Raw genomic sequence first — 19,628 nt, 5'->3', positions numbered from 1 at the left:
CTGCAAGACCTTTCGCCCTGCTTGCATCGCTGTTACGTTCACGTCGCCCGACGGCGGCAATGACGCGGTCGGTGTCGGCAGGAGCGGCGGACGGGCCCGCACCCTGCACCACACGGGCTTTCACCCTCAAGGAGAACTCATGCGGCGTGGCATAGCGGCCACCGCTCTGGTGGCGTCCCTCGCCCTCGCGGCGACGGCGTGCGGCGGGGACAGCGGCAGCGACAGCGAGTCCGGCGGACCGGTCACCATCACTTACTGGGACACCTCCAACGCGACCAACGAGGCGCCGACCTACAAGGCCCTGGTCAAGGAGTTCGAGGCCGCCAACAAGGGCATCAAGGTCAACTTCGTCAACGTCCCCTTCGACCAGGCGCAGAACAAGTTCGACACCGCCGCCGGCTCCAAGGGCGCCCCCGACGTGCTGCGCTCCGAGGTCGGCTGGACCCCGGCCTTCGCCAAGAAGGGCTTCTTCCTGCCGCTGGACGGCACCGAGGCCCTCGCCGAGCAGGACAAGTTCCAGCCCAACCTGATCGAGCAGGCCAAGTACGAGGGCAAGACCTACGGCGTCCCGCTGGTCACCGACACCCTCGCCTTCGTCTACAACAAGGAACTGTTCGCGAAGGCCGGCGTCGAGGCCCCCAAGACCTGGGACGACCTGAAGAAGGCCGCCGCCACCATCAAGGACAAGACCGGCGTGGACGGCTTCTGGGGCTCCACCGCGGGCTACTACGCGCAGCCGTTCCTCTACGGCGAGGGCACCGACACGGTCGACGCCGACGCCAAGAAGATCACCGTCAAGTCGCCGGCCGCCAAGAAGGCCTACGGCACCTGGCAGAGCCTGTTCAACGGCAAGGGCCTGCACAAGGCGGACACCACCGCCGACGCCTACGCCCACATCCAGGACGCCTTCGTCAGCGGCAAGGTCGCCTCGACCATCCAGGGCCCGTGGGAGATCACCAACTTCTACAAGGGCTCGGCGTTCAAGGACAAGAACAACCTCGGCATCGCCACCGTCCCGGCCGGCTCCACCGGCAAGGCGGGCGCCCCGACCGGCGGCCACAACCTGTCCGTGTACGCCGGTTCGGACAAGGCGCACCAGGAGGCCGCGCTGAAGTTCGTGAACTTCATGACCTCGGCGAAGTCCCAGGAGACCGTCGCGCTGAAGAACTCCACCCTGCCGACCCGCGACGACGCCTACACCGCGCAGGTCAAGGCCGACCCGGGCATCGCCGGCTACCAGACGGTCCTGCCCGCCGCCCAGCCGCGCCCGGCGCTGCCCGAGTACAGCTCCCTGTGGGGCCCCCTCGACGACGAGCTGCCCCAGATCGCCGGCGGCAAGAAGTCCCTCGACGAGGGCCTGAGCGACGTCGAGACCGCGATGACCAAGCTGGTGCCGGACTTCGGCAAGTGAGCCCGTGTGGCCGCCGGACCCCCTGCCACGGGGAGCCGGCGGCCACCGGCCCGCGCGCCGTACTCCTCGATCCTCCTGCTGCTCCCGAAGGTGTCGAACCATGACAGTCGCCATCGACCGCGCGACCGGCAAGCGCCGCGGTGACCGCACCCCGCGGCCCGGCCTCGGCCGGCGTCTGAAAGACGGATACCAGAAGCACTGGTACGCCTACGCGATGATCGCGCCGGTGGCCGTCGTGCTCGGCGTCCTCGTGCTGTACCCGCTGGTGTACGGCCTCTACCTCACGCTCACCGACGCCAACAGCCTCAACTCCGCGCGCACCATCGGCGTCAACCACATCGAGGCCACCTACGAGTTCATCGGCCTGGACAACTACGCCGACATCCTCTGGGGGCCGACGGCGTACGACCGCTTCTGGTCGCACTTCATCTGGACGATCGTGTGGACGGCGCTCTGCGTCTCCCTGCACTACTTCATCGGGCTGGGCCTCGCCCTGCTGCTCAACCAGAAGCTGCGCGGACGCACCCTCTACCGGCTGGTCCTGGTCCTGCCCTGGGCCGTGCCGACCTTCGTCACCGTCTTCGGCTGGCGCTTCATGCTCGCCGACGGCGGCGTCATCAACGCCGGACTGGACTGGCTGCACCTGCCGACGCCGCTGTGGCTGGAGGACGTCTTCTGGCAGCGGTTCGCCGCGATCATGGTCAACACCTGGTGCGGCGTGCCCTTCATGATGGTCTCGCTCCTCGGCGGCCTCCAGTCCATCGACGCGAGCCTGTACGAGGCCGCGGAGATGGACGGAGCCAACGCCTGGCAGCGCTTCCGGCACGTCACCCTGCCCGGGCTGAGGGCCGTCAGCTCCACCGTCGTGCTGCTCGGCATCATCTGGACCTTCAACCAGTTCGCCGTGATCTTCCTGCTCTTCGGCAACACCGCGCCCGAGGCGCAGATCCTCGTCACCTGGGCGTACCAGCTCGGCTTCGGACAGCAGCCGCGCGACTTCGCGCAGTCCGCCGCCTACGGCATCCTGCTGCTGGCCATCCTGATCGTCTTCACCTCCTTCTACCGCCGCTGGCTGAACCGCAATGAGCAGCAGCTCGCGATCTGAGGCAGGAGCCGCCATGAGTACCACCACCGTGCCGACCGAGGCTCCCGAGGAGCGGGCCACCGCCTCCACCGCGGCGCCGCGCCGGACCCGCGGCCGCGGCGAGCGCAGCCGCGCCGCGTCGCTGGCCTCCCACGGCATCCTGACCGTCGCGAGCCTGGTCGCGCTCTTCCCGATCGCCTGGCTGGTCTTCCTGTCCCTCGGCCCGGACAAGGACGACTACCTGCACCCCGGGCGCATCTGGTCGAAGATGACCTTCGACAACTACGCCTTCGTGCTCCAGCACACGAACTTCTTCCACTGGCTGAAGAGCTCGCTGATCGTCTCGCTCGGCACCACGGTCATCGGCGTCCTGGTCGCCGCCACCACCGGCTACGCCGTGTCCCGGATGCGCTTTCCCGGCTACCGGAAGCTGATGTGGGTCCTGCTGGTCACCCAGATGTTCCCCATCGCCGTGCTCATCGTGCCGATGTACCAGATCCTGTCCCGGCTCCAGCTCATCGACAACTACCTCGGCCTGGTCCTCGTCTACTGCTCGACCGCGGTGCCGTACTGCGCCTGGCTGCTCAAGGGCTACTTCGACACCATCCCGTTCGAGATCGACGAGGCCGGGCGGGTGGACGGACTGAGCCCCTTCGGCACCTTCTTCCGGCTGATCCTGCCGTTGGCCAAGCCGGGCCTCGCCGTCGCCGGCTTCTACAGCTTCATCACCGCCTTCGGCGAGGTCGCCTTCGCCTCGACGTTCATGCTGAGCGACACGAAGTACACCTTCGCCGTCGGACTGCAGAGCTTCGTCAGCGAGCACGACGCGCAGCGCAACCTGATGGCGGCCACCGCCGTGCTGGTGGCGATACCCGTCTCCGCCTTCTTCTACCTGGTGCAGAAGAACCTGGTGACCGGCCTCACCGCCGGCGGCACCAAGGGCTGACGCCCACCGGTTCCCGCGCCCGGCGCGCGGGCGGGAGGCGGCCGCGGTGCCCGTCCGACCCCGCAGGCACCGCGGCCGCCCCTCACCGGCCGTCGCAGCACCACGACCCCATGTCCCGAACCGCGCCTCACGTATCAAGGACGCCATGAGCCAGCAGCACTCCGCCGCACCGGCCCCCACCTCCGCCACCGCCACCGTCGCGGGGCGTCGCGACTGGTGGCGGGACGCGGTCATCTACCAGGTCTATCCGCGCAGCTTCGCCGACAGCGACGGCGACGGCATGGGCGACCTGGAAGGTGTCCGCAGCCGCCTGCCGTACCTGCGCGACCTCGGCGTGGACGCCGTGTGGCTCAGCCCCTTCTACGCCTCCCCGCAGGCCGACGCCGGCTACGACGTCGCCGACTACCGGGCCGTCGACCCCATGTTCGGCAACCTGCTGGACGCCGACGCGCTGATCCGCGACGCCCACGCGCTCGGCCTGCGCATCATCGTCGACCTGGTCCCCAACCACTCCTCGGACCAGCACGAGTGGTTCAAGCGCGCCCTCGCCGAGGGCCCCGGCTCCCCGCTGCGGGACCGCTACCACTTCCGCCCCGGCAAGGGCGCGAAGGGCGAGCTGCCCCCCAACGACTGGGAGTCCATCTTCGGCGGACCCGCCTGGACCCGGGTCACCGAGCCCGACGGCACACCGGGCGAGTGGTACCTGCACCTGTTCGCGCCCGAGCAGCCCGACTTCAACTGGGAGCACCCGGCCGTCGGCGACGAGTTCCGCTCCATCCTGCGCTTCTGGCTGGACATGGGCGTGGACGGCTTCCGCATCGACGTCGCCCACGGCATGGTGAAGGCCGAGGGCCTGCCCGACCTCGGATCCCACGAACAGCTCAAGCTGCTGGGCAACGATGTCATGCCGTTCTTCGACCAGGACGGCGTCCACGACATCTACCGGCAGTGGCGCCTGATCCTCGACGAGTACTCCGGCGAGCGCATCTTCGTCGCCGAGGCGTGGACCCCGACCGTCGAGCGCACCGCCAACTACGTGCGCCCCGACGAACTGCACCAGGCGTTCAACTTCCAGTACCTCGGCACCCACTGGGACGCCGAGGAGCTGCGCACGGTCATCGACCGCACCCTGGACGCGATGCGCCCCGTCGGCGCCCCGGCCACCTGGGTGCTGTCCAACCACGACGTCACCCGGCACGCCACCCGCTTCGCCAACCCGCCCGGCCTCGGCACCCAGATCCGCCTGGCCGGCGACCGCGAACTGGGCCTGCGCCGGGCCCGCGCGGCCACGCTGCTGATGCTGGCGCTGCCCGGCTCGGCCTACGTCTACCAGGGCGAGGAGCTGGGCCTGCCGGACGTCGTGGACCTGCCCGACGAGGTGCGCCAGGACCCGGCGTACTTCCGGGGCGCCGGCCAGGACGGCTTCCGCGACGGCTGCCGGGTGCCGATCCCGTGGACGCGCACGGGCTCGTCGTACGGCTTCGGCGACGGCGGGAGCTGGCTGCCGCAGCCGGCGGGCTGGGGCGAGCTGAGCGTCGAGGCGCAGACCGGCGAGCCCGGCTCGACGCTGGAGCTGTACCGCAGCGCGCTGGCCGTCCGTCGCGAGCACCCCGACCTGGGCGCCGGTGACGCCGTGGAGTGGCTGCGGGCACCCGAGGGCGTCCTCTCCTTCCGGCGCGGGGAGTTCGTCTGCGTGGCCAACACCACCGGCGAGTCGGTGGCGGTGCCCGCGTACGGGCGGGTCCTGCTCGCCAGCGGCGAGGTGACCGAGGCCGACGGCGAGGCGAAGGTGCCGGCGGACACGACGGTGTGGTGGACGACCGCGTGACGGCGGACGGCTGACGCCCGGCCCCGCGCCGCACTGCGCACGGCCCGTCGCCCTCCGGGGCGGCGGGCCGCCGCGTGTTTGCGCCGCCCGTCAGCACGGAACCCCTGGTGAACACCCGCCTGCGGCAAGGGCCGTGAAAATCCTTGCGGATATTTTCACGACCCTTGCCGCAACTCTTGCATCAACGCTACGGTCACGCCGGGGTCGGACCCGAACGAGCCGTAATCGCAAGGAGTTCACACCGGTGATACCGAGATGGCCGGCGCCTGTGAAGCGCCGCACCGCCGCTGTCCCACGGGTCGCGGCCGTCACCGTCGCCGCGCTCGCGGCGACACTCCTGACACCCCTGGCCGCGCGGGCCGGCGCCCCGCCCGCGCCCCCGTCGGACGCGAAGCTGGCGAAGACCGCAGCCCGCCACGACCTCACCCGCGAGCAGTTCTACTTCGTCCTGCCGGACCGCTTCGCCAACGGCGACGCCCGCAACGACCGGGGCGGCCTGACCGGCACCCGGCTGACCACCGGCTACGACCCCACCGACAAGGGCTTCTACCAGGGCGGTGACCTCAAGGGCCTCACCGACCGGCTCGACTACATCAAGGGCCTGGGCACCACCGCGATCTGGATGGCGCCCATCTTCAAGAACCAGCCCGTCCAGGGCACCGGCGCCAACGCCTCGGCCGGCTACCACGGTTACTGGATCACCGACTTCACCCAGGTCGACCCGCACTTCGGCACCAACGCAGACCTGAAGAACCTCGTCTCCAAGGCGCACGCCAAGGGCATGAAGGTCTTCTTCGACGTCATCACCAACCACACCGCCGACGTCGTCGACTACGAGGAGAAGTCCTACGACTACCTCTCCAAGGGCGCCTTCCCCTACCTGACGAAGGACGGCGAGCCGTTCGACGACGCCGACTACGCGGACGGCACCCGCCGCTTCCCCCGCGTCGACGCCGGCTCCTTCCCGCGCACCCCGACGGTCCCGGACGCCAAGAAGGACCTCAAGGTGCCGTCCTGGCTCAACGACCCGGCGATGTACCACAACCGGGGCGACTCCACCTGGGCCGGCGAGTCGACCACCTACGGCGACTTCTCCGGCCTGGACGACCTGTGGACCGAACGGCCCGAGGTCGTCAGCGGCATGGAGAAGATCTACCAGCGGTGGGTGAAGGACTTCGCCATCGACGGCTTCCGGATCGACACCGTGAAGCACGTCAACATGGAGTTCTGGACCCAGTGGGCGACCGCGCTGGACGCCTACGCGGCGAAGCGGGGCCGTGAGGACTTCTTCATGTTCGGCGAGGTCTACTCCGCCGACACCTCCGTCACCTCCCCGTACGTCACCCAGGGCCGCCTGGACTCCACGCTGGACTTCCCCTTCCAGGACGCGGCCCGCGCGTACGCCTCCCAGGGCGGCAGCGCGAAGAAGCTCGCGGCGGTCTTCGGCGACGACTGGAAGTACACGACCGACAAGGCCAACGCCTACGAGCAGGTCACCTTCCTCGGCAACCACGACATGGGCCGCATCGGCACCTTCCTGAAGCAGGACGACCCGGAGGCGACCGACGCCGAACTGCTGAAGAAGGACCGCCTCGCCAACGAGCTGATGTTCCTCAGCCGCGGCAACCCGGTGATCTACTACGGCGACGAGCAGGGCTTCACCGGCGCCGGCGGCGACAAGGACGCCCGCCAGCCGATGTTCGCCTCCCGCACCGCCGACTACCTCGACGACGACCAGCTCGGCACCGACCGCACCCACGCCGAGGACGCCTACGACACCCGGGCGCCCCTGTACCGGCAGATCGCGGCCCTCGCCCAGCTCCGCAAGGCCCACCCGGCCCTCGCCGACGGCGTCCAGACCGAGCGGTACGCGGCCGACGGCGCCGGCGTCTACGCCTTCTCCCGCACCGACGCCCGCAGCGGCACCGAGTACCTCGTCGCCTTCAACAACGCCGGCGAGGCGAAGACCGCGACCTTCGCCACCGGCTCGGCGGACATGGCCTTCCGCGGCCTCTACGGCACCGACGCCACCGTCACCTCCGGCGCGGACCGGAAGGTCACCGTCACCGTCCCCGCCGGGTCGGCGATCGTCCTGAAGGCCGCGGGCAGGCTCGACGCGCCCGCCACCGAGCCGTCGATCACCCTCCGGGCTCCCGAGCCCGGCGCCACCGGAACCGTCGAGCTGACGGCCGACGTCACCGGCGGACAGCTCAACCGGGTCGTCTTCGCCGCCCAGACCGGCGACGGCACCTGGCGCACCCTCGGCTCCGCCGACCACGCCCCCTACAAGGTCACGGACACCATCGCCCGGACCACCCCGGCCGGCACCGCCCTGCGCTACAAGGCCGTCGTCGTGGACTCGGCGGGCCGCACCGCGAGCGCCACCGCCGCCTCCACGACCGGCACCCCGCCCGCCCCCGAGGTACCCACCGCCGCCTCCCGCGACCACGCGATCGTCCACTACAAGCGCGAGGACGGGAACTACCAGGACTGGGGCCTGTACGCCTGGGGCGACCTGGCCGACGGCGAGGCCACCACCTGGCCGGACAGCCACCCCTTCACCGGGCGGGACGCCTACGGCGCCTTCGCCTACGTCAAGCTGAAGCCCGGAGCCTCCAGCGTCGGCTTCCTCGTCATCGACGAGGACGGCGACAAGGACGTCGCCGCGGACCGCACCATCGACGTCACCCGCACCGGAGAGGTGTGGATCGAGCAGGGCAAGGAGCGGGTCCTCACCGAGCGGCCCGAGTACCCGGCCCAGGACACCGGCAAGGCCGTCCTGCACTACCACCGAGCCGACGGCGACTACGACGGCTGGGGCCTGCACGTCTGGAGCGGCGCCGCGAACCCCACCGACTGGGCGAAGCCGCTCCGGCCGGTCGGGACCGACCCCTTCGGCGCCGTCTTCGAGGTGCCGCTCACCGCGGGTGCCACCAGCCTCAGCTACATCCTGCACAAGGGCGACGAGAAGGACCTGCCCACCGACCAGGCCCTGGACCTGAGGACCGCGGGGCACGAGGTGTGGCTGCTGAGCGGCCAGGAGAAGCACCTGCTGCCGCAGCCCGCCGGCTCGGCCGGGGCCGTCGACCCGGCCACCTCCAAGGCCGTCTGGATCGACCGGGACACCGTCGCCTGGAACGGCTCCGAAGGGGCCGCCTCCACCCAGTTGCTCGCCTCCCGCACCGGCTCCGTCAAGGCCGTGAACGGCACCCTGACCGGTGACGACGCGCGGTGGCTGCGCCTGACCAGGACGACCCTCACCGACGCCCAGAAGGCCGGGTTCCCGCACCTGAAGGAGCACACCGCCTGGTCCGTCGACCCGCGCGACCGCGACCGGGTCCGCGAGGCCCTGCGCGGCCAGGTCGTCGCCTCCCAGCGCGCCGCCAACGGCGCCGTGCTCGCGGCCACCGGCGTGCAGACCGCCGGCGTCCTCGACGACCTCTACGCCGCGGGCGCCACGAAGGCGAAGCTCGGCCCGGTGTTCCGCGACGGCCGGCCCACCCTCTCCGTGTGGGCGCCGACCGCGCGGGACGTGGCGCTGGAGATCGGCGACCGCACCGTGCCGATGCGCCGCGACGACGCCACCGGCGTCTGGTCCGTCACCGGCCCGGCGTCCTGGAAGGGCAAGCCGTACCGGTACGCCGTCGAGGTCTGGGCGCCCGGCGCCGGCGGGATCGTCACCAACAAGGTCACCGACCCCTACTCGGTCGCGCTGACCACCGACTCCGAGCGCAGCCTCGTCGTCGACCTCGGCGACCGCTCGCTCGCCCCGCGCGGCTGGCAGGACTACACCAAGCCCGAGGCCGTGCCGCTGCGGGACGCCCAGATCCAGGAGCTGCACGTCCGCGACTTCTCCGTCGCGGACCGGACGGCCCGCCACCCGGGCACCTACCTCGCCTTCACCGACAAGGAGAGCGACGGCTCCCGGCACCTGCGCGAACTGGCCGAGGCGGGCACGTCGTACGTCCACCTGCTGCCCGTGTTCGACATCGCCACGATCCCCGAGCGGAAGTCCGACCAGGCCATCGTCGGCTGCGACCTCGCCGCGCTCCCCGCCGACTCCGCCGAGCAGCAGGAGTGCGTGGCGAAGACCGCCGCCCGGGACGCCTACAACTGGGGCTACGACCCGTACCACTACACGGTCCCCGAGGGCTCCTACGCCACCGACCCGGACGGCACCGCCCGCACCGTCGAGTTCCGCGAGATGGTCAAGGCGCTCAACGAGGACGGCCTGCGCGTCGTCATGGACGTGGTCTACAACCACACGGCCGCGAGCGGCCAGGCGCGCACCAGCGTCCTGGACCGGATCGTCCCCGGCTACTACCAGCGGCTCCTGGCCGACGGCTCGGTGGCCAACAGCACCTGCTGCTCGAACACGGCCCCCGAGAACGCCATGATGGGCAAGCTCGTCGTCGACTCGGTCGTCACCTGGGCCAAGGAGTACAAGGTCGACGGCTTCCGCTTCGACCTCATGGGCCACCACCCGAAGGCCAACATCCTCGCCGTCCGCAAGGCCCTCGACGCGCTGACCGTCGACAAGGACGGCGTCGACGGCAAGAAGATCATCCTGTACGGCGAGGGCTGGAACTTCGGCGAGGTCGCCGACGACGCCCGCTTCACGCAGGCCACGCAGAAGAACATGGCCGGCACCGGCATCGCCACCTTCTCCGACCGCGCCCGCGACGCCGTGCGCGGCGGCGGCCCCTTCGACGCCGACCCCGGCGTCCAGGGCTTCGCCTCCGGTCTCTACACCGACCCCAACTCCTCGAAGGAGAACGGCACCGAGGCCGAGCAGAAGGCCCGCCTGCTGCACTACCAGGACCTGATCAAGGTCGGCCTGAGCGGCAACCTCGCCGGCTACCGCTTCACGGACACCGCCGGCAAGGAGGTCAAGGGCTCCGAGGTCGACTACAACGGCGCCCCCGCCGGATACGCCGAGGCTCCGGGCGACGCCCTCGCCTACGCCGACGCCCACGACAACGAGTCCCTGTTCGACGCGCTCGCCTTCAAGCTGCCGAAGGACACCCCGGCGGGCGACCGGGCCCGGATGCAGGTCCTCGCCATGGCCACCGCCGCCCTCTCCCAGGGCCCGGCGCTCTCCCAGGCCGGCACGGACCTGCTGCGTTCCAAGTCGCTGGACCGCAACTCCTACGACAGCGGCGACTGGTTCAACGCGATCCACTGGAACTGCGCCGCCGGCAACGGCTTCGGCCGCGGGCTGCCGCCGGCCGCCGACAACCAGGACAAGTGGTCCTACGCCAAGCCACTGCTGGGCTCGGTGGAGGTCGGCTGCCCGCAGATCCAGGGCGCCTCGGCCGCGTACCGGGACCTGCTGAGGATCCGCACCGGCGAGCGGGACTTCTCCCTCGCCACGGCGGGGCAGGTGCAGTCCTGGCTCTCCTTCCCGCTCTCCGGGAAGGACGAGACGCCCGGCGTGATCACCATGCGCCTCGGCGACCTGGTCGTGGTCTTCAACGCCACGCCCGAGAGCCGGGAGCAGCGGATCGAGGCGGCCGCCGGTACCGGTTACCGGCTGCACCCGGTGCAGGCGGCGGGCGCGGACCCCGTGGTGAAGGAGTCCGCGTACGCGGCGAAGACCGGCACCTTCACCGTGCCGGGGCGTACCGTCGCCGTGTTCACCCGGGCCGGCTGACGGTCCCGGCACCGCGGTTAGGGTGAGCCCTGCTGTTCACGCAACGGGAGGGCTCATGCCGCAGATCACCGTCGACTACTCCGCGCAGCTCGCGGACGGCTTCGACCGCCCCGCCCTCGCGCGGGCCCTGCACGCCGCGGTGGTCGACATCGCGGCCGCCCGGCCGCCCGCGTGCATGACGCAGTTCCGCCGCGCCGAGGACACCGCGGTCGGCCCCGACACCGAGGGGCACGCCGTCGTGCACGTCACCGTGGGGCTGCTCGCGGGCCGCACCGAGGAGACCAAGGCGCGGCTCAGCGAGCGCGTTCTGGAGCTGCTGCGCCAGTACGCCCGGCCGGGCGGGGGGACGGTGCTGCACGCCTCCGCCGAGGTGCGGGACCTGGACCCGTCGTACCGCAAGTTCGACGGCGCGTAGCCCTCAGGGCAGGTCGGATCGCCCCAGCCAGGCCGGCCGCACCGGGACCCCGTCCGGGTCCAGCTCGGCCGGCCGGTCCACCGGCGGCTCGGCGGCGGGCGCGGCCGGTTCCCCGGCCACCACCGGCTCCGGGGCGGGCGCGTCGGAGTCCTCCAGCAGCTCCGCCACCGTGAACCGGGTCAGATAGGACCGCCACGCCCCGTCGACGACGAGCAGGATCGCGCCGTCCTGCGCCCGCAGCAGGCGGCGGCGCTTGTGCGAAAGGGGATGCGCGGGCACGTAGCTCCGCGCCCGCCGCTCCAGTTCGGCGAGCGCTTCCTGCCGGGTACCGGTGACGTGCGCCGCCACATGTGTCTCGGTGTGCTTGCGCTCCCCGGTCCCCACGGTCGTCTCCACGACCAGACCCCACGTCGTCGCGTTCTCCACCCCGCGCCCCCTCAGCCCGCTTCGGTACCGGATGGGGCCGGGCGGTCGTCGGCCCCCAGTGCGATCAGCCGGGCGACCAGGTCCGCGAACGGCCCGTCGGCGGGCTCGTCCTCGACGACGCGGCTCAGCAGGGCCGCCGTCTGCGGGTCGTGGGCGGCGCCCACCGCCAGCAGCGCGGCGAGGTCCTGCACGAGCTGGACCTCCAGCTCGCCGCGCGGAATGCGCCTGCCGTCCAGCCAGATCAGGGCGGTCGACTCGGCGAGCGAGATCCAGGAGCGGACGACGAGGTCCAGGCGGGCGGGCGGATCAGGGACGCCCAGGTGCGCGAGGACCTGGTCGTACGCGGCCTGCCGTACGGAGTCCACGAGGGCGTCCGCGGCGGACACCGTGCTCAGGGAGCAGGACCCGCCCGCGGAGACGGCCGGCCCGCCGCGCATCAGGGCGGCGAAACCGGGGCCGTGCTCGTCGACGAAGTCGAAGTAGCGGCCCATCACCCGCAGCAGCCGCGCGCCCAGCGGGCCCTGCCGCGGCTCCACGAAGCGGGCCGCCAGATCCTCCGAGGCACGCTGCAACGCGGCCTCGTACAGGCTGAGTTTGCCGGGGAAGTAGTGGTAGACCAGCGGGCGCGAGATGCCCGCGGCCGACGCTATCTCGTCGATGGAGACCTGGTCGGGCGAGCGGCGGCTGAACAGATCGAGCGCGACGCCGATCAACTGCTGCCGCCGCTCCTCGACGCCCATGCGGCGGCGGACCCCGGTAGTCATACGAACACCTTACCGATCGGATCCGGCCTCGGGACGGGCCGGACCGGGCCCCGGGGTTCCGCCTGTTCTCACAGGTCGAGGACGAGCCGCGTCCCCTTGGCGCGGGAGACGCAGATGAGCATGGAGTCGCCGCGCTCGGAGTCGGTCAGCAGCTCGTCCCGGTGGTCTATCTCGCCCTCCAGCACCCGCTGTTGGCAGGTCCCGCACCAGCCCTGCTCGCAGGAGTACGGGGTGTTGGGCAGCTCGGTGCGCACGGCGGCCAGCACCGACGAGCCGGGCGCCACGGTCAGCGTGCGTCCGCTGCGGTGCAGTTCGACCTCGAACTCCCCGTCGCCGTCCGCCGTCGTGCGCGGCGCGAACCGCTCCAGGTGCAGGGCGGTGCCCTCGGGGAGCCGTTCCCCGACGGCCTCCATCAGGCCCTCCGGGCCGCAGCAGTAGACGGCCGCGTCCCCGGGCAGGCCGGTGAGGAAGGCGTCCAGGTCCGGCAGCCCGTCCTCGTCCTCGGCGACGACGGTGACCCGCCCCCCGTCCGCGTCCAGCTTCTCGACCTCCTCCAGGAACGGCATCGAGTCCCGGCTCCGCCCGCCGTACAGCAGCCGCCAGTCGGCGTCCCGCGGCAGCGCCCGCAGCATCGGCAGGACGGGGGTGATGCCGATGCCCCCGGCGACGAACACGTAGGAGGGGGCCTCGACCAGCGGGAACCGGTTGCGCGGCCCGCGCACCTCCAGCTCCGTGCCCTCCTGCACCTGCTCGTGGACCTCGCGCGAGCCGCCCCGCCCGTCCTCGACCAGCCGCGCGGCGACGGTGTACGACGAGGTGTCCTCCGGGTCGCCGCACAGCGAGTACTGCCGGACCAGCCCCGACGGCAGCACGAGGTCCAGATGGGCCCCCGGCTCCCAGCGCGGCAGGTCGTGCCCCTCCAGCCGGATGCGGACCACCCCGTCGGCCACCCGCTCGTGCGCGGTGACCAGCAGCCGCCGGTCCCGGGTCCCGGACGGCCCCGGGCCCGGCCGCTGGAGGGCGCTCGTGGTCCGCGGCGCCGGGGCCGGGGTCCGGCTCCGCATCGCCCGCCGGACGGCCAGCGCGGCACCGGCCACCACCAGCAGGGTCTTCAGCGTGGGCACATGCTTGTTGGACATGGCGTCAATGTACTGACGGGTAGCTCCGTCCGGAACCCTTGCGCAGGTACTTGTTGACATCAGTGTCAGCAACGGTGGGCCGATCGGAGGGAGGGGATTAGCGCAGCCCGCTGATCGTCCGTCCGTTCTCCAGCGTGCCCTTCAGCTCGGCCTGCGCGCCCCGCTCGCCCACGGCCGTCAGCAGGTTGCCGTCGGCGAAACCGCTGATGCCGCCCGTCGCCTCGACGGACCGCGTGTCACGGCTGCCGGCGGCCAGCAGGTACCAGTGGCCGCCCTTCGACTTCCACAGCACCCCGGCCAGCACGTGGGGGTCCCGTTCCCCGCACGCCGGCACGTCCTGCGCCCTCGCGGTCACCACGCCCCGCTCGCCGCCCGGCGTCCGGAACTGGGCCATCACCCGGGCCCCGGCACCGCGCCAGGTCTCGGCTCGGGTGCACACCCACGCACCCGAGCCGCTCCCGTCGGGCAGGGGCTGCGCCGCGAACTCCCATGCGTTCACCGACCGCACCCCCTGTCCGCGCACGGCACCCAGCGAGCAGGCGTACGGCGCCCAGACGCGCAGGGCCCCGGCCCCGGAGACGTCCTCGGCCCCGCCGGGGCGCCCCGTGGTGAGGCGGGCCGGGACCAGCTCCCCGAGGTCGCTCATCAGCCGGGTGCGGGATCCGTCGGTGAGCTGGAGCACGTTCCACGACGTGCAGGCCCCGGCGCGCTCGACCGGGCTGGCCAGCGGTGAGGTGACGCCGTCGGTCAGGTCCAGGTCCGTCGTGCCGGACCCCGGCTTCGCCAGGTCCCGTTCGGCGGCCTTCGTCACCCAGGGCGCCGTCAGATAGCGCACGTTGCCGTCGGTCCGGCCGAGGACCACCGCGTTCGCCCCGGCCCTCCCGGCCCCGTCGGCCCGCGCCAGGTCGAGGGCGGCACCGGCCGCGCCGTCCCTCGGCTCGGCGTACCGCACGAGGCGCAGACCGTCGTTGAGCACCACCACGCGCGCGTTGTCGACGTCCCCGGCGTACAGGAGCTGCGGCGGCCCGGCCGGGGCGCCGGTCGGGGTGCCCGGCGTCGCCGAGACCCGCACCGTGCCGCCGGGGCGGGCCCAGACGGCGAGGGCACGGCGCAGCAGTTCCTCGTCGCCGGTGAGGTCTCCGCGCGCCGGCCACACCGAGAAGTCCGTCCGCGCGGACGTCCTCCACGCGGCGGGGCCGACGCGCACGAGCCTGCCGGGGTCGAGGGCGGCCTCGGCCGCGGGGTTGCGCGCGTACGCCGGGGCGGCGGCGCCGTCCGGCCCCCAGCCGTCCCCGGGCAGCCCCAGCAGCGCACCGCACACCACCAGCGAGGCCCCGGCGACCAGCGCGGCCCGCGTGTGCCGGCGCCGCCGCATCAGATCGGTGGGCCGGGCCTGCAGCGAGCAGGGGTCGAACTCGGGGGAGCCGAGCAGCGCGTACGGGCCGCCCACCTCGTCGGCCTCGCGCAGCGCGGCGCCGGCGTCGGCGACCCCGGCGGCCTTGAGCAGCCGCCGTACGTCGGGGTCGGGAAGCCGGTCGAGGCCGCGCAGCGCGTAGGCGGCGCGGGCGGGGCCGGAGAGGCCGGCCAGCCGCCGGTCCAGGGCGAGTTCGCCGGCGCCGCCCGGGCGCGGGAAGAGCTTGAGCCCCCACACCTGGGGCAGCAGCGGCGGCAACTGGGCCCGCCGGGGCCACGCCCGGCGCCCGAGGGGCCGGGACGCGTCCAGCGCCGTCCGCACGATCCGCAGGCGGACCAGGGCGTAGCCGGGATCGCTCCCGCGTCCGGCCGACTGGGTGGGGATCAGGGGTGCCGCCGTCCGGTTCCTCGGCAGCGCGCGCTGGACCAGGGCGTGCGCGGTCAGCACCCGGCGGCCGCGCCCGAGGTCCGGCGGCAGCACCAGATAGGCGAGGCGGACCAGCCGCGGGTAGTGCTCGACGAGTGCGGCCTCGGCCTGCTCGACGTCGACGACCGGGTCGGTGGCGGACGGTGCGCGGTGCGAAGCGACATCCTGTGACTGCACGTTCAGCAGAACGAGCGAACCGGTCGTTGGTCACCGCCGTCCGGGCGGGCTCAGTGCCGCGACGGGGCCAGCTCCCGGGCGTAGGCGGCCATCGACCGCCGGTAGCGCGGCAGATGGCCGGCGAGCGCGCCCAGCACCAGGGCGAGGCCCTCCCGGTCGCGCCCGAGGCCGGACAGGCACAGGGCGAGCGTTGCCCGAACCGCGTCGTCCAACTCGTCGGATTCAGCGTCCAGTTCGGGGGTCAGCAGGGCGACGCCCTCCTCCGGGCGGCCGGTATTGCGCAGGGAACTGGCGAGCTGGATCCTGGCCCGGCGCTCCTTGTAGCGGCTGTGGTCGCCGAGGCCGTTCGCCAGCGCCTCGCGGTACAGCGGCACGGCCCGGTCCGAGTGGCCGGTCGAGTCCCAGGCGCAGGCCCGCTCGAAGGCGCCGAGCGGGCTTCCCCCGGGCAGTTCGGCGACGAGCGCGTCGACCGCCGCGCGGAAGCGGTCCGCGTCCTCCTCGGCGCCGCCCTCGAACCTCGCCCACAGGGCCGTCACGCGGTCTTCCCAGTCCTGGTCCACCGAGCCACCTTCGCACGTCCGTGCCCCCGCCGGCCCGGCATTTTCCCGAGCGGCCCGGGGCGTACGGCCGTACCGGCGACCTGCCCAGGCCGCCCCGGAGGCGTTCATCCGTCCCGTGACCGCCGGGACGCACGGGGCCGGTGCGGGCTCAGCGGCCGTGGTCGAGATAGGCCAGAACCGCCAGCACACGCCGGTTGTCGTCGTCCGAGACCTCGAGGCTCAGCTTGGCGAAGATGTTCGCCGTGTGCTTGGCGATCGCGCGCTCGGTGACGACGAGTCGGGACGCGATCCCCGCGTTGGTCCGCCCCTGAGCCATCAGTTCCAGCACCTCCCGTTCCCGGGGCGTCAGCCGTTCCAGCGGCCGGTCCTCCGCCGCACGCCGGCTGAGCAACTGCTGGATGACCTGCGGGTCCATCACCGTACCGCCCGCGGCCACCCGCCGTACGGCGTCCACGAACTGCTCCGCGTCGAACACCCGGTCCTTGAGCAGGTACCCCACCCCGCCGGTGCCGTCGGCGAGCAGCTCACGCGCGTAGAGCTGCTCCACGTGCTGGGACAGCACCAGCACCGGCAGCCCGGGCCGCTCCCGGCGGGCGGCGAGCGCGCACTGCAGCCCCTCGTCGGTGTGCGTGGGAGGCAGCCGGACGTCGACCACGGCGACGTCCGGCTCCAGTTCGGCCAGCGCCCGGGACAGCTCGGGGCCGGACTCGACGGCCGCCGCCATCTCGAAGTCGTGGGCCTCCAGGAGCCGGACCAGTCCGTCGCGCAGCAGGAACAGGTCTTCGGCTAGGACAACGCGCAAGGGATCTCCATGGTGACCATGGTGGGGCCGCCCGCGGGGGAGCTGACGGCCAGGACGCCGTCGAATGTACCCAGCCGCCGTTCCACCCCGGTCAGCCCGGACCCCGCGCCGACGACGGCACCGCCCTTGCCGTCGTCGGTGACGGAGACGCGCAACAGCCCCTCGGCGTGGTGCACGTCGACCCAGATCCGGTCGGCGCCGGAGTGCTTCACGGCGTTGGTGAGGATCTCGCTGACCGCGAAGTACGCGGCAGACTCCACGGGCGCGTCCGCGCGGCCGGGCAGGTCCACGTCGACCTCGACGCGGACGGGCAGCCGCAGCGCCAGCGCCCGTACGGCGTCCCCGAGTCCGCGTTCGGCGAGGACCGGCGGGTGGATGCCGCGCACCAGTTCGCGCAGTTCGGTCAGCGCCTCGGCGGAGGACTGCCGGGCCTGCGCCAGCAATTGGCGGGCCTTCGCGGGGTCCTTCTCGAGGAGCGCCTCGATCGTGCCGAGGTCCATGCCCATGGCGACCAGCCGGGCCTGCGCGCCGTCGTGCAGGTCCCGCTCGATGCGGCGCAGTTCGGCGGCGGAGGTGTCCACGGCGTCGCGCCGCGTCTCGGTCAGCACCCGCACCCGCTCGGCCAGCTCGATGTCACCGGCGTCCAGGAAGGCGGCCGTGAGCCGGAAGTGGGCGCCCAGCAGGCGCGGGGTGAGCCAGAAGGCGGCGACCAGGAGGACGACGCCGAGCGCGGCGGCGTAGAGGGCGGTGGTCTGGTCGGAGACGGGCACGAATCCGTACCAGTAGACGTCGGGCAGCACCCGCCACAGCCCGGCCGCGATCACGAACCCCTCCAGGGGGTACAGGAACAGCCCGAAGGCGAAGATGGCGGTGGTGAAGCCGGCGGTCATGTCGACCGGCAGCCAGCGGATGTCCCGCCACGTCGCCGGGTCGCGGAGCATGCTGAAGGTGCGGGCCCACGGATTGGCGTCCTCGGGCAGCGGCCGGTACGCCCGCCGGATCCGCACCCCGCCCCACTCGGCGGCCAGCAGCCGGCGCCGGTCCGCGAACGCCCGCAGTCCCTCCAGGACGTACGGGGTGGTGACGATGCCGACCCCGATCGGGACGAGGGCGAGGGACACCATCGTCAGGCAGAGGAACAGCACCGAGCCGGGCAGGCATATCAGCGCCAGCGCGAGTCCCCGTACGGCCGCGAGAGCCACGCTCCGCCCCCGCGCGCCGTCGCCGTCGATCGTCTTCTCAATGGTCATGCGCCCATTCTCAAGGAGCCCCCGCCCCGCTTCACGGGGCCGGGACCCCGACCGCGGGGTGGTGCTACGTACACCCCACCGGCTCCCGCCCGGAGCCGGTGGGCAAGGTCCTCCGTGGAGCCGGTGGCGGAGGCCGTCGACCGCCGGCCTCAGCCTCAGCAGGAGCCGCAGCCCGCTCACCGGCCACTGACCCGGGCCCGGCCGCCTGCCAGGTCCGCTCGTCGGCTCCGATGCCGTAAGCCGTCGGTCGGGGCCCGCTTCGCGTCGGGCCCGCTCGCGCCGCGCCCCGGCCGACTACGCGCCGGGCCCGCCCCCCGCCCCCGCGAGGATCTTCGCCTCCGTCTCCGGGTCCAGCCCCACCGGCGGCCGGTCCGGGCGCGGGGGGGCCGTGCCGCCGATGTCCCGCAGCCACCTCCACGTGTCGGCGACGGTCTCGGCGACCGGACGGCAGGCGAGGCCCGTCGCCAGCGCGCGGGAGACGTCGGACGTGTGCAGCGCGTCGTGCAGGTCGGTGCCGGGCGGCACCCACACCGGCAGCTCGGTCCACGGCTGCACGCCGGCGGCGAGGACGGTCCCGGGAGCGGTCCAGCGCAGCTCGGCCGCGCCGCCCGTGGCCCGGACGCAGGCGTCGAGCAGCTCGCCCATGGTGCAGTGCCCCGGCGCCGACGCCAGGTTGAACGGCCCGCGAAGCCCCCGCTCGACGGCGCCGAGCGTCCACTCGGCGAGATCGCGGACGTCGATGTACTGCAACGGCAGCTCTCGCGGCCCGGGCGCGAGGACCGGGCCGCCGCGCGCGGTCCGCGTCAGCCACCACGGCAGCCGCCCGATGTTCTCGTACGGGCCGAGGATCAGCCCGCACCGTACGAGCACCGAGCGGTCCTCGCCGAAGGCGTCCACGACGGCCAGCTCGCCGCCCCGCTTGTCCCGCGCGTAGTCGGTCTGCCCGGCGTCCGGCGCGGCCCCCTCGACCAGCGGGGCGTCCTCGGCGTACCCGGCGGGCGGGGCCCAGTCGTACACAGAGCAGCTCGACACGTACACGTACCGCCCGGCGCGGCCGGCCAGCAGCCGCGCCGTGTCCCGTACCGCGCGGGGTGCCGCCGACCAGGTGTCGACGACGGCGTCCCAGGTGCCCTCGGCCAGGGCGGCGAGCCCGTCGGGCGCGGTGCGGTCGCCGTGCAGGGACCGTACGCCCGGCACGGGCGCGTGCAGTCCCCGGTGGAAGACGGTCACCTCCCAGCCCCGCCCGAGCGCCGCCTCCACCACGGCCCGCCCCACGAACTCCGTACCGCCCAGCACCAGTAGCCTCATGCGGCCCACTGTGCCCGGCGCGGCG

The 19,628-nt window shown here is 72.9% G+C and carries 14 protein-coding genes; 6 read left to right on the top strand and 8 right to left on the bottom strand.

Annotation, left to right across the window (positions count from 1 at the left end):
• Positions 1-139 precede the first annotated feature (139 nt).
• The 6 genes from ACH499_RS02145 to ACH499_RS02120 all read left to right on the top strand — a co-directional run bounded on the left by ACH499_RS02145 (position 140) and on the right by ACH499_RS02120 (position 11,337).
• Complete coding sequence (locus tag ACH499_RS02145) at positions 140-1,411, top strand: extracellular solute-binding protein (protein WP_356197326.1); 1,272 nt, start codon at positions 140-142, stop codon at positions 1,409-1,411.
• Positions 1,412-1,511: 100 nt separating this feature from the next.
• The gene (locus ACH499_RS02140; protein WP_356197328.1) at positions 1,512-2,516 is read left to right on the top strand and encodes a sugar ABC transporter permease; all 1,005 of its coding nucleotides are present in this window, start codon (positions 1,512-1,514) and stop codon (positions 2,514-2,516) included.
• Positions 2,517-2,529: 13 nt separating this feature from the next.
• Complete coding sequence (locus ACH499_RS02135) at positions 2,530-3,441, top strand: sugar ABC transporter permease (protein WP_399013292.1); 912 nt, start codon at positions 2,530-2,532, stop codon at positions 3,439-3,441.
• A 145-nt stretch (positions 3,442-3,586) separates the two neighbouring features.
• Entirely contained in the window at positions 3,587-5,269 is a 1,683-nt protein-coding gene (locus ACH499_RS02130; protein WP_399013290.1) for a glycoside hydrolase family 13 protein, read from the top strand.
• Between the two features lie 244 nt (positions 5,270-5,513).
• Positions 5,514-10,922 carry a pullulanase-type alpha-1,6-glucosidase gene (pulA, locus tag ACH499_RS02125; RefSeq protein ID WP_399013289.1) on the top strand — a complete coding sequence of 1,803 codons (5,409 nt, stop codon included), beginning with the start codon at positions 5,514-5,516 and terminating at the stop codon, positions 10,920-10,922.
• Positions 10,923-10,977: 55 nt separating this feature from the next.
• A complete protein-coding gene (locus ACH499_RS02120; RefSeq protein ID WP_399013287.1) occupies positions 10,978-11,337 on the top strand; it encodes a 5-carboxymethyl-2-hydroxymuconate Delta-isomerase in 360 nt (119 codons plus the stop codon).
• Between the two features lie 3 nt (positions 11,338-11,340).
• On the opposite strand, the gene ACH499_RS02115 is transcribed toward ACH499_RS02120, so the two are convergent.
• From ACH499_RS02115 to ACH499_RS02080, 8 genes are all read right to left on the bottom strand, one after another.
• Positions 11,341-11,763, bottom strand: a complete 423-nt coding sequence (locus ACH499_RS02115; protein ID WP_356197336.1) for a hypothetical protein — start codon at positions 11,761-11,763, stop codon at positions 11,341-11,343.
• Positions 11,764-11,774: 11 nt separating this feature from the next.
• Positions 11,775-12,527 (bottom strand): TetR/AcrR family transcriptional regulator, encoded by a 753-nt coding sequence (locus ACH499_RS02110; RefSeq protein ID WP_399013285.1) that lies wholly within the window; start codon positions 12,525-12,527, stop codon positions 11,775-11,777.
• Between the two features lie 68 nt (positions 12,528-12,595).
• Positions 12,596-13,666, bottom strand: a complete 1,071-nt coding sequence (locus ACH499_RS02105) for a PDR/VanB family oxidoreductase (RefSeq protein WP_399013283.1) — start codon at positions 13,664-13,666, stop codon at positions 12,596-12,598.
• Positions 13,667-13,763: 97 nt separating this feature from the next.
• On the bottom strand, positions 13,764-15,683 hold the full coding sequence (locus ACH499_RS02100; protein ID WP_399013282.1) for a hypothetical protein: 1,920 nt from the start codon (positions 15,681-15,683) through the stop codon (positions 13,764-13,766).
• A 50-nt stretch (positions 15,684-15,733) separates the two neighbouring features.
• Positions 15,734-16,243 carry a tetratricopeptide repeat protein gene (locus ACH499_RS02095; protein WP_399013280.1) on the bottom strand — a complete coding sequence of 170 codons (510 nt, stop codon included), beginning with the start codon at positions 16,241-16,243 and terminating at the stop codon, positions 15,734-15,736.
• 148 nt (positions 16,244-16,391) lie between these two features.
• Positions 16,392-17,045, bottom strand: coding sequence for a response regulator transcription factor (locus ACH499_RS02090; protein ID WP_356197345.1), 654 nt, complete (start codon positions 17,043-17,045; stop codon positions 16,392-16,394).
• On the bottom strand, positions 17,030-18,295 hold the full coding sequence (locus tag ACH499_RS02085; RefSeq protein WP_399013277.1) for a sensor histidine kinase: 1,266 nt from the start codon (positions 18,293-18,295) through the stop codon (positions 17,030-17,032). The genes ACH499_RS02090 and ACH499_RS02085 overlap by 16 nt, the downstream gene beginning before the upstream one ends.
• Positions 18,296-18,589: 294 nt before the next feature.
• Entirely contained in the window at positions 18,590-19,603 is a 1,014-nt protein-coding gene (locus ACH499_RS02080) for an SDR family oxidoreductase (protein WP_399013275.1), read from the bottom strand.
• Positions 19,604-19,628: the final 25 nt, after the last annotated feature.

The organism is Streptomyces sp. NPDC018947, from assembly GCF_044390505.1.
Classification (GTDB): Bacteria; Actinomycetota; Actinomycetes; order Streptomycetales; family Streptomycetaceae; genus Streptomyces.
This window is presented reverse-complemented; position numbering and strand designations above follow the sequence as displayed.